A 14,088-nucleotide genomic window follows, 5' to 3' on the forward strand; every position below is an offset into this window, starting at 1 on the left:
ATGGGGGGAAGAGACGATGTACAACGTGCTGTTGGTAGATGATGAAGAACTGGATTTGGAAGGGATGAAGCAATTTATTCCTTGGACCGAGCTGGGGATGGAAGTCAAGGGCTCTGTGAACAATGCACTGTCCGCCTGCGAGGTGCTGGATCAGCATGTCATTGATATACTCGTAAGTGATGTGAATATGCCCTATATGTCAGGGCTTGAGCTGGCTCGGATTGCGCTGCAGAGGAAGCCCAATATACGGATTATCTTTGTGAGCGGATTTCAGGAGTTTAGTTTTGTGCAGCAAGCCCTCTCACTGAAGGCTTACAATTACGTTCTAAAGCCGATGGACGATAATGAACTGATTGCTTCGCTTATGAAGGTGAAGCGCGACTTGGACGAGGAGCTGAAGCATCGGGAGGTCGAGGAAGCCTACCAGGATATGATTCCTATTGCCAAAAGCGATCTGCTTCTGCGTCTCTTCGAAGGGGAAGATCCTTCGGATCGCGAGTTTATGGCGAAGTTGATGAAGTCTCATGAACTTCACCGACTGAAGTGGCCCGTTCGGGTAGCGGTGATGGAGCTGGATCTGCTCTCTCGAACGGAAGACAACGCCTCATCACGGCTGGAAGTGTCCAGAGTGTTCATGAAGCAGCTGCATGAAGCGGTAAGCGCAGGAGGAACTATTCCTTACTGTAAGCTGAATTCCCAGCGGTTCGCTCTGCTGCTGGAGGCAGATAGCATTGAAGATAGAATTGATAAGCTGCTGGATCGGGCGCAGCGCAGATTGACCGTTACGATAACGACCGGTCTCGGGGCGCCTGTACATTCGCTGGATAGGCTTCATAATTCATATGGGCAAGCCATTCAGGCGGTTGAAGGGAAAATGTTTCTCGGAAAAGGCGGCATTATTAATTTCGAGGAAGTAAGCACGGAGCCGGGCATGTTGGATTCCCGCATGCTGGACAATCATATGAATGCAATGATGAAAGCGGTTAAAGAGTATGAGCTTGTGCAAATTTATGACGAATTTGAAGCGTTATTCCGATCGTTGACAAGCCTGCGTTCCAAGTTCACCGTTCATAATCTGACCAACTATATTATTTGGAAGCTGGATCAGCACTTGAGCGCGATGAACGAGGATTTGTTCGAGCTGCTTGGCATTGATATCCGCAATCTCGATATATTGCTGCAGTTCGAGACGGTTAATGATATCCGCAGATGGCTGCTCTATCGCGTTTTTGAAATATCGGAGAAGCTGCATCAGAAGAACAGCACAAAGGACAGTAAGTTTATTCGCAATGTGATGAAGACGATCAAAGAGCGGATGAGCGAAAATATTACGCTAAAGGATATCGCACAGCATTTCTCATTCTCCCCTAGCTACTTAGGATTTCTGATTAAAGAGAAGTCGGGGCATACCTTTAATGAATTATTGGTCCAGCTGCGCATGGAACGGGCTTGCGAGCTGCTCAAAATGCCTGGCATGAAAATCTATGAGATTGCCGATCAGGTTGGCTATCGCTACTTGCCGTATTTCAGCAGGCAATTCAAAGAGAAGTTTGGCATGACGCCGCTAGAATACCGCAAAAGAGAACAATAGCCTATGGAGGGAAAGATGAAATCGGCCTGGGAGAAACGAAGACGCTTGGGTTATATGCCAATCGGCTATAAGCTTATGCTCTCGTACCTTGTATTTATCATTATTCTGATCACAGTGAATGGTTATGTCTCCCACTCCATGTACGATGCATCGATGCGGAAGCAAACCAGCGATAATATTAAAAACACGTTGGTGCAAATCAGGGACAATGTCGCCTACAAAACGGATGATATGATCCGAATTTCTTCCACCCTTTACGAGGACGATAAATTTGTGGAAAGCCTCAAGCTTATACCGGAGGACAGCAGGGAGAAGCATCTCAGACATGAACAGACGCTGCTGCCTAAGCTCGATAGCGCGTCCAAGTCCATCGGTATGAATTTAAGGATGTTCATTTACTTTAAAAATGACACTATTGACGAAGTGTACAATATCTATGATCAGCACGATACGCAATCCAATGAAAAGGTAATCAACATGCTGAAGCATCGGCGTATTTCGAATACGCCTTGGTATTTTCTATTCCCGGAAGAGGAATATGGCGTCACGATGGTTTGGGAGCAAGTCGAGGATGATAGATTAAGCAATCGAATCTCGATGATTCGCCGAATTGTGGATTTGTCTATTCCTACGAATGTGAAAGAAATTGGCATGATGAGGTTCAGCGTCTTAATCGACGAACTGTTCGAAAGTGTATATTTCCGCAACCTGGGAGACGGTGCCGTCTTGCTTGTGAAGGACAAGACGGGGGAAATTATTTATGCCTCCGACGAACAATTGGACGAAGCAAGGGCATCCAGTGGGCGAGCGCCGATTACGCTGGCTTCGATGGCGGAGTCTCACCCGCCGGGCGAATTTCTGACGCTTGAGGAGTATATGCCCCTGCAGGAGTGGACAATAGTCGCTTATGTGCCGCTGACCATTATTAAGCAAGAGGCTGAGCGCGTGCAGACCTATATCCTCTTGATATGTCTGCTTTGTTTCGTCTTATTCACATTTACCGGCATATTCATGTCGCGGTACTTCTCCAAGCGAATTACAAAGTTCGTCTCTGTGCTGAATGCGTTTCGTGAGGGAGACTTGCACAAGCGGATCTCTTATCGGGGAAGGGATGAGTTTTCGCAAATCGCAACGGCGCTGAACGGTATGGGCGAAGATGTGGAAGCGCTGATCAACAAGGTGTACTTGACTCAGCTGCAGAAGAAGGAAGCGGAGCTTGAGATGCTGCAGACGCAGATCAATCCGCATTTTCTGTACAATACGCTTTCGTCTATTAACCGACTGGCCAAATTCGGCGAGAACGAGAAGCTTCAGAAGATGGTGGTGCAACTGGCGAAGTTTTACCGGCTGACGCTTAATTCCGGCAAAACGCTTATTCCCGTTTCTTCCGAAGTCGAGCAAGCTAACGCCTATCTGGACATTCAGAAGGTCAAGTACGGACGCAGACTTGAAGCGACATTCGATGTTGACGTTAACGTGTGGCAATACGAGACCATTAAGCTCATTCTGCAGCCTTTTGTAGAAAATGTATTGAAGCACGCATGGAGCGGCGATCGCATTCATATTCGCATTGTGGCCAAGCTGGAGGGCGATGATATCCTATATCGGGTTATTGATGACGGGATGGGCGTGAGGCAAGAGCGGATCGCAGAAATTATGAGTCTCTCCAACGACAGCGAGACGGGCTTCGGTATCCGCAATATACATCAGCGCGTTCAGCTTCAATATGGCGAGCAGTATGGCGTGTCGATTTTCAGCCGAAGAGGCGCAGGCACCTCGGTTGATATTCGTATCCCCGCCCGGAAGCGGAAGCTGTTTCTGGAGGACGATCAGGCAAGCGGGTAAGGCTACGCAGTATATCACTCAGTGGACACAAGAAGGGCAGTGCTTGAAGACCTCGGCACTGCCCTGTATATTTGCCATCTTTTCTAGCGAGCTCCATCTGTTGAGAGAATTCGCATTTGAGACATCTAGGTCTTTAAAATTCAATATCCGTCTGTAGAATGCCCTAGCTCCGTAGATAGCTCCATGCCTTCGTTGGCGGGATGAGTGCCGACATGCCCCTCTGGACCTTTGGCAGATTTCAGGCCGTCTGCAACTCTTCTGCCGTATTCGGCATCCGCTTCTGTAAAGTGATGAACCATGGTCTCCTGAATATAGGTCGTGCATGTGCTGAGCGCATCAACCAGATTGGAGATGAGATCATCTCGTTCCCATGACTCCAAGCTGCGATAGGTGTCGCCCGCTTGCTTGAAGTTATTTTGTCGATCTATTGGTTCGCGGGTAAGCTTGTCATGGTATTCCGGTTCATGCGGCTCTCCCGGACGTTCCGCTTCCTTCAGTCCGCCGAGCGAGGAGGGCTCATAGTTCACATGAGGATTTTGACCCGGTGAAACGTCTACATAGAAGGACATTTGTCCGTCTCGTTGGTTGGTCGCGACCCGTTTCTTCGGAGCATTGATCGGGAGCTGCAAGTAATTGCTGCCTACCCGGTAACGCTGTGTGTCCGAGTAGGAGAATGTACGGCCTTGAAGCATCTTGTCGTCCGAGAAGTCCAGACCATCGACGAGCACACCTGTACCGAACGCAGCTTGCTCGACCTCGGCGAAGTAGTTGTCCGGATTGCGGTTCAGCACCATCTTGCCGACGGGAAGCATGGGGAATTGATTATCGTCCCAGAGCTTGGTGTCATCAAGCGGATCGAAGTCCAGCTCTGGATGTTCGTCATCGCTCATCCACTGCACCTTAAGCTCCCATTCCGGATATTCACCGTGTTCGATTGCCTCGTACAGATCTTGGGTCGCATGATTGAAGTTTTTGGCCTGCAGCTCCTCGGCATCCTTCTGCGTCAAGTTGCGTATCCCCTGCAACGGCTCCCAATGATATTTCACAATAACAGCCTTACCCTCGGCATTGATCCACTTGTAAGTGTTGACGCCAGAGCCCTGCATTTGACGATAATTGGCCGGAATGCCCCATGGAGAGAACAGAAAGGTGATCATATGGGTCGATTCGGGCGATTGCGATACAAAATCGAAGAAACGCTCCATACTCTGCACGTTCGTGACGGGGTCGGGCTTGAAGGCATGCACCATATCGGGGAACTTCATGGCATCGCGAATAAAGAAGATTTTCAAATTGTTTCCAACCAGATCCCAATTGCCGTCTTCCGTATAAAATTTGGTGGCGAATCCTCTTGGATCGCGCAGTGTCTCGGGCGAGTGTCCTCCATGGATAACAGTCGAGAAGCGGACGAATACCGGCGTACGCTTGCCGGACTCCTGAAACAGCTTCGCTCGCGTGTACTTGGAGATGGGCTCGTCCCCCAGCTTTCCGTAGGCTTCGAAATACCCGTGAGCGCCGGCGCCGCGTCCGTGCACGACTCGCTCCGGCACGCGCTCACGGTCGAAATGCGATATTTTTTCGATAAAATGATAGTTTTCCAGTGTAGATGGGCCGCGATTGCCTATTGTACGAATATTTTGGTTGTCCGTAATAGGATGTCCTTGCCGATTCGTTAAGGTTTCCTTCGTCTCTCCGGGTGCAAGCTCCTGGCTGGCAGCGCTGGATTCCGTCTTGCTGTTGTTATGCCCTGTCATAGAATGTTCTTCCACCTTCGCTTCAATTTGGGAATCGTTCCAACGTAGTATAGGGATGGGTGACTTTTTTTATGCGACGTTTTAGGGGAGAAATTCGTATCAAAGAGATCATCAGAACGTGGTTTATGATATGATTGAACTATAATGGGTTTCATAAATATTGGGTATTGCGGAGGATAGCATGATAAAATTTACATTTTTATTCCTGTGGCTGAGCTGGCTGCTGGGAAATCCCATAATTGCAGTAGTGGTACTGCTCTTAATTCTGTATGCGCTAGACCGCCGATTCATCGGGCTAACACCCAGTCTGTGGAAACCGTTCAAGCGAAGAAGCCGCATCTCCAAGCTGCGACAGCATATCGCTTCCTCGCCAAGCGATGTTTCTTCCAAGCATGATCTTGCGCGATTGCTTATCGAGAGCAAGAAATTCAAGGAAGCCTCCACAGTGCTTGAGCCGCTGCAAGGTACGCTCGCGGATTCGGCGGAATACTGGGATGATTTGGGACACTCCTACTTGCAGCAGGGGAACATAGAGAAGGGAGAAGCTTATACGCTGCAATCGTTGAAGCTGAATCCGAAAGTCAAGTACGGTGCTCCCTATTTACGTCTGGCAGCCGCGCGAATGAAGAAAAATCCGGAGCAAGCCTTGCATGCTCTACAAGCTTTCCAAAACATCCATTCTTCTTCATGCGAGGCGTATTACAAGCTGGCGACCATCTATAAGGAAATGAACCGTATCGAGGAGTCAAAGCTGGCAGCCCAGGAAGGCCTTCGTTTGTACAAAGCCCTGCCGCGATACAGGAAACGATCGGAGCGCAAGTGGGCGGTTCGATTACTGCTCAAAAAATGATCATAAAGGGGCAAGAGTGGACAGATGCAGCGCAATGTATGGCTTATGGCAATCAGCGTGATCGCCGCGTTGATATTAACGAACAATACGGTCTATTACTTCTTGACGAAAAAAACGCTGGAAGACGGCCATAAGCAAGAGATGCTCCGGCTCGCGAAGCAAATCGAGCTATCTGTGGAACAAACCCGTAAAGGTGCGGAGTTCTACGAGCAGCAGATCGGCAGAGAGCTGAGGACGGCATCAATCGCCGCTCAATATGCACTTGATCCGGACATCGAGAAAGTAACGAGCGATCAGCTTCAGGAGCTTAGCGAGAAGCTCGATATTGCTCATATCAGTTTGCTCAAGCGAACTGAGGATGACATTGTGTTGTACCAATCTTCCGACCCCACGCAACTGGGAGCAAGTACGAAGGCATGGAAGCCATGGCATGAAATTTTCCAGCAGCTATTCAAACAGGAAGCCGTGTCGAGCAACTGGCTAGGCCAGCAGATGACGAATTTTTGGAGCGGACCGTTCGAATCCTCGTCTACGGAGAAGAAGAAAATTTACAAATGGGGCTACTATTACGACGGAACGACGAACTATATCATCGATCCTTATGTTGACTTCAAGAGCAGTCAAGAGACTTATATGCAGATCGCCGGAGTGGAGCGGCTGCTGATGGATTTGGTGGACAAGGATGAATCATTGCTGGAAATTGCAGTGTTCAATCCGCGAACGTTCCCTGATGGCATTCAATCGACGGATAGGGAGGGCGAACCGAAGGAACATGTTGTTCAGCGATCACTTCTGTTCGGCACGTATGGGATAAAGTCAGGCATTGATGTAAGCTCTGTCCAACAGGCCTATCATACGAATGGGATTGTGACGAATACAGATAAAGTAGATGGACGTCATATCTATAAGATGTTTATTCCTGTATCGATGAGCGAACGCGATAGAAGCGCCGTAGATGAGTACGGCAATCCGCTCAACAACTATGTGCTTTCGATTATATCCGATTACGGCATTATTCAGGAAAAGCTGAACAAGCAATTTTTGAACCTGGGACTCATTATTTCGTTATTGACGCTGGCGAGCTTGGCTATCGCCATTATTGCGATGAGATACGTTAAGCAATTTAGAGATAAGGCGGTTGCGGTGACGCAGGAGACGTATGCCGAGGAGATCAATAGCTTGTTCCATTCTATACGTGCCCAGAGACATGACTTTATTAATCATGTACAGACCATTCACTCGCTGGCTGAGCTGAATAAGCATAAGGAACTAGTCGCTTATACGAAAGAGCTGACCGGTGAAATCAAGGTCATGAACGATATTATTAACATCGGCAACCCCGCAATCGCAGCGTTGATCCGGTCCAAGATTTCACAAGCGGAGGGACATAGAATCAACTTCCAATGCCGCTTCAATGGACTCAGATTGCAAGGGATGGGCGGCACGACGCTTGATATTAACCGGATATTGGGCAATCTGATCGACAATGCGTTCGACGAGGTGCTGAAGTATGATGAGGAGCAGCGTAATGTGCTTTTGATCGGCAACCAAACGGACCAAATTCTTGAATTTATGATTACGAATGAATGCCATCGAGCGAAGGCACAGGTGGCGAAGCCGCTGTTCGAAGCAGGCTATTCCACAAAGCAAAATCAACATCAGGGGCTTGGACTGGCCATTGTTAAAGGTATTGTCGATCGCTATAAAGGGGAAGTAAACGTCATAGCTGAGGGACAGAATCAACTAACCTTTATCATTCGTCTACCGTTATGACAGCGGGATAAGCACATCATGGAATGAACGTCATCGGCGGAACGCATTCGTCGCTATGACGTTTTTTCTGTTATAATAGTAAGAATGCATTGTACGGGAAAGAAAGAGGGTGACGAACTCCTATGCGCCTCGACGAGAAGCTGCAGGCTGCCCTCGAGCAGCAGCTTGGCAACCATGTATCCGGCACCATCATTAAACGGGGCTGGAGTTATTATAAAGGCGGTTATGTACAGAACGCAAAAGAAACGGTTCATCATACGTTGACCGGAATTGTACGCGGCACGGACCTTTATGCTGTCGTTATGGATGCGGAGCATTTTGGCTACAGTACGTGTACTTGTCCGTTTAATGACTATTGCAAACATATGGTCGCTGTATATTTTCAATATTACGCTGAAGTTGGCGGAGGAGAGGCGGCTGCGGAGCGGTCTTACTTCCGCATGCTTGGATTGGTTCCGGCGAGCGAAGTCGCTAAGCGGGAAGAGCCTGCTCCAGATCAGACCGGCATACAAATTTTTCCCGGGAAAGAGGGGACAGCTTTGGAATGGCTTGGCTGGATGGAGAAGGAGTACGGCGAGAGCTGGAAGAAGTGCCGCCACTCTCTCCATGCCCTGCAGCCTGTTCTCTCCAGCCTAAAGGGATTGTCCAAGGATTGGGAGCCGCCACAGCGGCGACTGCACTGGGCGACTGCGATTATGTTCGTATTGGAACAGGCGGAGCTTGCGATTAACACGGTCGATAGCTTCAGCCGGTATTATCATGAGATGTCGTTCCTGAGAATGGCAGAGCCTTGGGTTGAGCATCTGAATACGCTTGCCGGGGAACTCGACCCACTCGATATGGGCGATGGTGAGCAAGCCTGGAGCGATGACCTGGTTGAACGGATGAGACAGCGCGCGCTTGATACGGATCGCCAGCTGTTTGAGTGGGGTAATATGTACCTGGCCTTCTGTGAGAAGCTCTCGGTTGATCCGAACTGGCATCAGCGGGAGCTGGAATCATTGCTTGCAGAACTGGATAAGGCGCCTGAAGGTGAACGCAATGAGTCGTTTCTGCATGCTGCCATTGGCATGTTGTATTTTGTAAAAGGCGAGGATGAGAAATCAATCCATTCTTTCTCTCAAGGAGCCTTTGAACGTATTCAGAAGCTGATTTATCCTTGCGTCGCCCAGCGTATGGAAGCGAAGCAGTGGGATCTAGTAGATCGCTGGATGAGCTTCCTCTATGAATGCGTGTATCAGAACCGGAATGCGCGCAACATCGGACCTTTTATGGCGCTATGCCGCAGGGCGGACGAGGATCGTCCGGAACTTCCGACATGGTTCAGTTATATGACAGAGCTGCTGCCGTATTCGTACTCGGAGTTGTCGGAACATTGGCTTAGCTTGCAAAGGTATGAGGATTGGGCGGATCTGCAAATGTTCATTGGCGTGAAGGCTGAGGAGATTGATGCAGCAGCCGCCAGAGAGGTGGCCAAGGGGGCTCCGCAAGTGCTGCTGCCGCTCTACCATCAATCAGTAGACAGTGCGATTGCTTCGCGGAACAGGCAGGGCTACCGGCTGGCAGTCAAGCAGCTTAAGAAGCTGGAGAAGCTGTACAAATCCATGAAGGAAACGGCGAAGTGGGAGAGCTACTTGTTGGAGTTGGTTACAAAAAATCAACGTCTGCGAGCGTTGCAGGAAGAGCTGTGGAAAGGGAAGATCATCACATGAGAACGCTGACCAGCTCGAGAGAATGGACAATTGACGGATTATGGAGCGGAGAACCTAGCGAAGGCGGTATCCTGCTAACCGGCATTGAACGTAAAGATATTGCTGAAGGGAAGCATAGGACGCTGTTATTCGGCTGGCATAAGGCGTCATGGTACGGGGCCAAAATTGAAGAACAGCGTATTGGCGCGCAATTGTTTCTGAAACTGTCTCCTCTTCTTGCTATCGATTACTTATCGGCACCCGCGCCTGTGCGTCTGATGCGTATTTCTTGGTCCCCGCGAATGACCATCATAATGGAGATAGCGGCCTTGATCAGGGAAGCTCTCATACACGGCTGGTATAAGCCGGATTGGAGTCAGTGGTCGGAGGAAAAAAGGGCCTGGGCTGTATCCATTCCGGATGAGCGTGTGGACTTAAGAGAGCAGTGGGAGCAATTGCTTCAGCAAGCAGCCCAATACGGGGACGCTGACATTCACAGTTGGCTTGGAGAAGCGCTGGATGAAATGATAGAGGGAGATCAGGAGGCTGGCGCTCTCTGGCGTTCGATCGCTGCGTCTGCAGGGGAGAGCGTCTTGAAGCGGAAGGGACCAGACGAATCTGAATGGCTGGTTGCGATCGGCCTCGAGAAGGATATGCTGCCGTTCCGCGTAGCGCTGCAATTGGCTGAGCCAGCGGAAGGGAGAAGCTGGCGTTTGCGGCCGGCCTTGCAGCATCGAGAGGGCGGAGAGTGGATTCCGCTTGAGACGGATGCCCCTGGCTATCCTCCTGCCCCCGAATTGCCGGAAGAGTGGGAGCCTTATTTGGCATTAAAGCTCGAGAAAGAAGAAGCGAAATGGGCTGGCGTGCTGACTCATCTGGATGAGGAGACGTCCGGGACGATTCGAAAGTTTCTTAGCGAGCAAGAGGCATGGACATTCCTGGAGCATGAGAGCATCGCCCTTCTGGAGGCGGGCATACCAGTGCTGCTGCCTGCATGGTGGGAAGCGGTACGCTCCAGAAAGCTTCGGCTAAAGGCCAAGATGAAGTCTTCGGTAGGTTCTTCTGCCCAGTCGCTGTTCGGGCTGGATCAGATCGTCCAATTTGACTGGAAGCTGGCGCTGGGCGATGTCCAATTGACGGAAGGCGAATTTCTCCGAATGGCGGAGGAGAACAAACGGTTGTTCCAGATCGGGAATGAATGGGTTCATCTGGATCCGCAAGATGTCGCGGAAATCCGTCAGTGGATGAAGCGAGTCGGTAAACGAAAAGGATTGTCGTTCCGAGATGTGCTGGAGATGCATTTGCGCGGTGGCGCTGACCTGGATATGGACACAGAGGATTCCCATGACTTGAAGACAGAGGTGGAGCTGAACGAGCATTTGGCAGCTTGGCTGGAGCAACTCCAACAGGTGAATAAGCTGCCTGCAGTTGAACCTCCATCCTGGTTCAAGGGCGAGCTTCGCCCTTACCAGCAACAAGGTGTCTCTTGGCTGCTGTTTCTCCGCAAATATGGATTTGGGGGCATATTGGCTGATGACATGGGCCTCGGCAAGACGATCCAGTTCATGGCTTATCTGGCAACGGTGAAAGAGTATGAAGTAGGAGCAGGCGGGCCGTCGCTGCTTATTTGTCCAACCTCCGTTATCGGCAACTGGGAGAAGGAGATCGCCAGATTCGCCCCAACCCTGCGAACCGTACTTCATTACGGAAGCAAGCGGCCCAAGGGCGAAGAACTGGAGGAGTCCGTTCGCGGAGCGGATCTCGTTCTAACCTCTTACTCGCTGGCTCAGCTTGACGAAGAAGAGCTGGCGCGTGTGCATTGGAACGCCTTATGCCTGGACGAAGCACAGAACATCAAGAATGTGTACACGAAGCAATCGGGGGCTATTCGAAGGCTTCAGTCCCGTCATCGAATTGCACTGACGGGTACACCGATGGAGAATCGTCTGACGGAGCTGTGGTCCATCTATGATTTCGTTAACCCGGGCTATCTTGGCAGCCTTCACGATTTCCGGAAAGCGGTTGTCGCGCCAATCGAGCGGTCCAGGGACAAGGAGATGATCGATGGGCTGCAGCGGTGGGTTAAGCCGTTCATGCTTCGACGTGTCAAAAAAGATCCGCTTATTCAATTGTCCTTGCCGGACAAGATTGAATCCAAGAGCTATATGACATTGACGACAGAGCAAGGCACGCTGTATGAGAACATCGTATCGGACTTGATGGAGAAGCTGAATACGCTGGATGCCATGCAGCGTCGCGGCATTATTTTATCGAGTCTGACCAAGCTGAAGCAGCTTTGCGACCATCCTTCGTTATTGCTCAAGGAGAGTGGTGATACTGCCTGGGAAGTCGGTCGTTCGGCCAAAATGGCCCGCTTGCTGGAGATGTGTGAGGAGATCGCAGCTGAAGGGGAGCGCTGTCTTATTTTCACGCAATATGTTGAGATGGGTCAGCATATTCAGGCCATGCTTGAGAAGGGATTGGGTGTTCCTGTGCCTTACTTGCACGGAGGCGTGCCGAAGGCAAAGCGTGACGAAATGATCACTGAGTTCCAATCTGACGATGAGCCTCGTTGCGCATTTGTGCTGTCGCTCAAAGCCGGCGGGACTGGACTGAACTTGACAGCGGCCAATCATGTTTTCCATTTCGACCGCTGGTGGAATCCGGCAGTCGAGAATCAGGCTACGGATCGCGCGTTCCGTATTGGACAGACCAAGCAGGTGCAGGTTCATAAATTTATTACGCTTGGTACGCTGGAAGAGAAGATCGATGAGATGATCGATAGCAAGCAATCGCTGAGCGAACAGGTTGTGAGCGGTTCGGAGAATTGGATTACCGAGCTTAATACCGACGAGCTGCGAGAATTGTTCGCGCTTCGCGAGGGCTGGCTGAAAGGGTGATAGCAATGGCTGGAGAGGGATTGCAGGATCGAATCAATCGTCTGAAGCTTGAGGGCAAGGTGGCGGATCGGGAGGAACAAGCTGAGGGGCAATCGGGCTCCGGGCAGGCTGCCGATCCAGGTCCAGTCCATGCGAATGAGCATTGGCGGGCATTATACGCACGGGTACGAGCGGTCACGGAAGGACTTCGTCGGTAACAATAGAATTATATCCCTTTCTGTCGGTTTTTTTAGCCTCGTTCCCGTATGGGCAGTAAGGCTATAATAGAAATACGATCGGGGAACATGTATCTCTGCGAGGAGGATTTCCTACGTTGAAGAAAAGCTATATTCTAATTGCTGTTCTTCTTGTCATCATGACGAATGCGGCTGCATGCAGCGCTGATAAGCCTAAGGACCCCCATGATCAGGAAGACACTTACCGAGAAGTAACGCTGTCGTTGCGACATACGCAGATTAAGGAAACGAGCAAGACCCGTCTGAGATTGCTGGAGGACGTTGTCGCCAAGACGATGGCTGAGAACAAAGGCGTTACGTTCAAGATGGAAGGCATCGAGGAGATCGTCAATCGCGATACAAAGCTGAAGCAGGAGATGGCTGCCGGCAATCCGCCCGACATATTCGAAGTGTTCGGCGGCGCTGATCTGAAGCTGTACGTCAAAGCTAACCGTATGCTGGATTTGACGCCGATCCTCAAGGAGCTTGATCTCATGGACAAATTCCGCAGTCTGGATGAATTCACGATTGACGGCAAAGTATACGGCGTTCCGTATGGCGGGTATAGCGAAGGATTGTTCTATAACAAAAAAATATTCAGCAGCCTGAACTTGGACATTCCTGAGACCTGGGATGAGCTGATGGAGACGGCGGAAACGATCAAGAAAGCAGGTTATGTACCTTTCGGACTGGCGGCCAAGGACGCCTGGATGACGGGCATGATGTGGAATACAATCATGGAGAGATACGTCGGCATCGAAGCGTTCAACAAGCTGGTAACGGGCGAGACGAAGTGGTCGGACCCGCAGTTCATCAAAGGCTTCGAGGCCTATGCTGAGATCGTAAACAAGGACTACTTTACAAGAGGCGCTCTCGGCCTGCTGACCCCGGCGCAAGGCTCGCAGCTTCTGCGGGGCCAGGCAGCGATGGTCTTCACAGGCACATGGGATGCCGTCCACTTCACGAGTCAGGATGCCGGAGGACTACAGGGGCAAATCGGCTTCTTCGCTTTCCCTTCCATACCGGGCGGACTGGGTGATCAGCATTCCATTAATGCTTCTTATTCCAATGGATTCGGGTTTTCATCAACGTTGTCGAAGGAACAGATGGACATTGTCAAAAAGTTTATCGCCAACTTCTTCAATGAAGAGGTGCAGAAGCGGGCTCTCAAGGAAGACAAGCTGCTTCCTTCAATGAAATTATCTGACCTTTCCGACATCGATCCGCTAATGAGCGAAGTGTTGACTGTCATGACGAATGCTTCCAGCTCGTGGCCGGCTTTTGATGCGATTGTACAGCCTGTCGTAACCGCCGAGATCGGCATTCGACTGCAGGAGCTGCTCGGCGGTCTGAGCACATCAGAGGAAGTGGCCGCCAATATTCAAGCCGCCCAGGACAAGGCGAATGCCGCGCAAGTGAAGTCGTCCGGACTCGGCACTCCCCCCGCGTGGGAAAGCAAATAGGGGGCC

General features: G+C 50.6%; 9 protein-coding genes. 8 read left to right on the plus strand and 1 reads right to left on the minus strand.

The genetic code is table 11. The features are described from left to right. Nucleotides 1-16 precede the first annotated feature (16 nt). On the plus strand, nucleotides 17-1,591 hold the full coding sequence (locus DX130_RS24830) for a response regulator (RefSeq protein WP_116049964.1): 1,575 nt from the start codon (nucleotides 17-19) through the stop codon (nucleotides 1,589-1,591). Nucleotides 1,592-1,606: 15 nt separating this feature from the next. After that, on the plus strand, nucleotides 1,607-3,436 hold the full coding sequence (locus DX130_RS24835) for a cache domain-containing sensor histidine kinase (protein WP_116050044.1): 1,830 nt from the start codon (nucleotides 1,607-1,609) through the stop codon (nucleotides 3,434-3,436). A 140-nt stretch (nucleotides 3,437-3,576) separates the two neighbouring features. On the opposite strand, the gene DX130_RS24840 is transcribed toward DX130_RS24835, so the two are convergent. Then, nucleotides 3,577-5,190 carry a catalase gene (locus DX130_RS24840; protein WP_116049966.1) on the minus strand — a complete coding sequence of 538 codons (1,614 nt, stop codon included), beginning with the start codon at nucleotides 5,188-5,190 and terminating at the stop codon, nucleotides 3,577-3,579. A gap of 181 nt (nucleotides 5,191-5,371) precedes the next feature. On the opposite strand from DX130_RS24840, the gene DX130_RS24845 reads away from it, so the two are divergent. The 6 genes from DX130_RS24845 (at nucleotide 5,372) to DX130_RS24870 (ending at nucleotide 14,082) form a co-directional block, all read left to right on the plus strand. Continuing rightward, a complete protein-coding gene (locus DX130_RS24845; protein WP_116049967.1) occupies nucleotides 5,372-6,040 on the plus strand; it encodes a tetratricopeptide repeat protein in 669 nt (222 codons plus the stop codon). A gap of 24 nt (nucleotides 6,041-6,064) precedes the next feature. Then, nucleotides 6,065-7,813 carry a sensor histidine kinase gene (locus DX130_RS24850; RefSeq protein WP_116049969.1) on the plus strand — a complete coding sequence of 583 codons (1,749 nt, stop codon included), beginning with the start codon at nucleotides 6,065-6,067 and terminating at the stop codon, nucleotides 7,811-7,813. A 122-nt stretch (nucleotides 7,814-7,935) separates the two neighbouring features. After that, complete coding sequence (locus DX130_RS24855; RefSeq protein ID WP_116049971.1) at nucleotides 7,936-9,525, plus strand: SWIM zinc finger family protein; 1,590 nt, start codon at nucleotides 7,936-7,938, stop codon at nucleotides 9,523-9,525. Further along, a complete protein-coding gene (locus DX130_RS24860) occupies nucleotides 9,522-12,404 on the plus strand; it encodes a DEAD/DEAH box helicase (protein ID WP_116049972.1) in 2,883 nt (960 codons plus the stop codon). Before DX130_RS24855 ends, DX130_RS24860 begins: the two co-directional genes overlap by 4 nt. Before the next feature lie 5 nt (nucleotides 12,405-12,409). Continuing rightward, the gene (locus DX130_RS24865) at nucleotides 12,410-12,601 is read left to right on the plus strand and encodes a hypothetical protein (RefSeq protein WP_116049974.1); all 192 of its coding nucleotides are present in this window, start codon (nucleotides 12,410-12,412) and stop codon (nucleotides 12,599-12,601) included. A 116-nt stretch (nucleotides 12,602-12,717) separates the two neighbouring features. After that, on the plus strand, nucleotides 12,718-14,082 hold the full coding sequence (locus DX130_RS24870; RefSeq protein ID WP_116049976.1) for an extracellular solute-binding protein: 1,365 nt from the start codon (nucleotides 12,718-12,720) through the stop codon (nucleotides 14,080-14,082). The last annotated feature ends 6 nt before the right edge of the window (nucleotides 14,083-14,088 follow it).

Origin of the sequence: Paenibacillus paeoniae (assembly GCF_003388735.1) — a bacterium.
GTDB lineage: Bacteria > Bacillota > Bacilli > Paenibacillales > Paenibacillaceae > Pristimantibacillus > Pristimantibacillus paeoniae.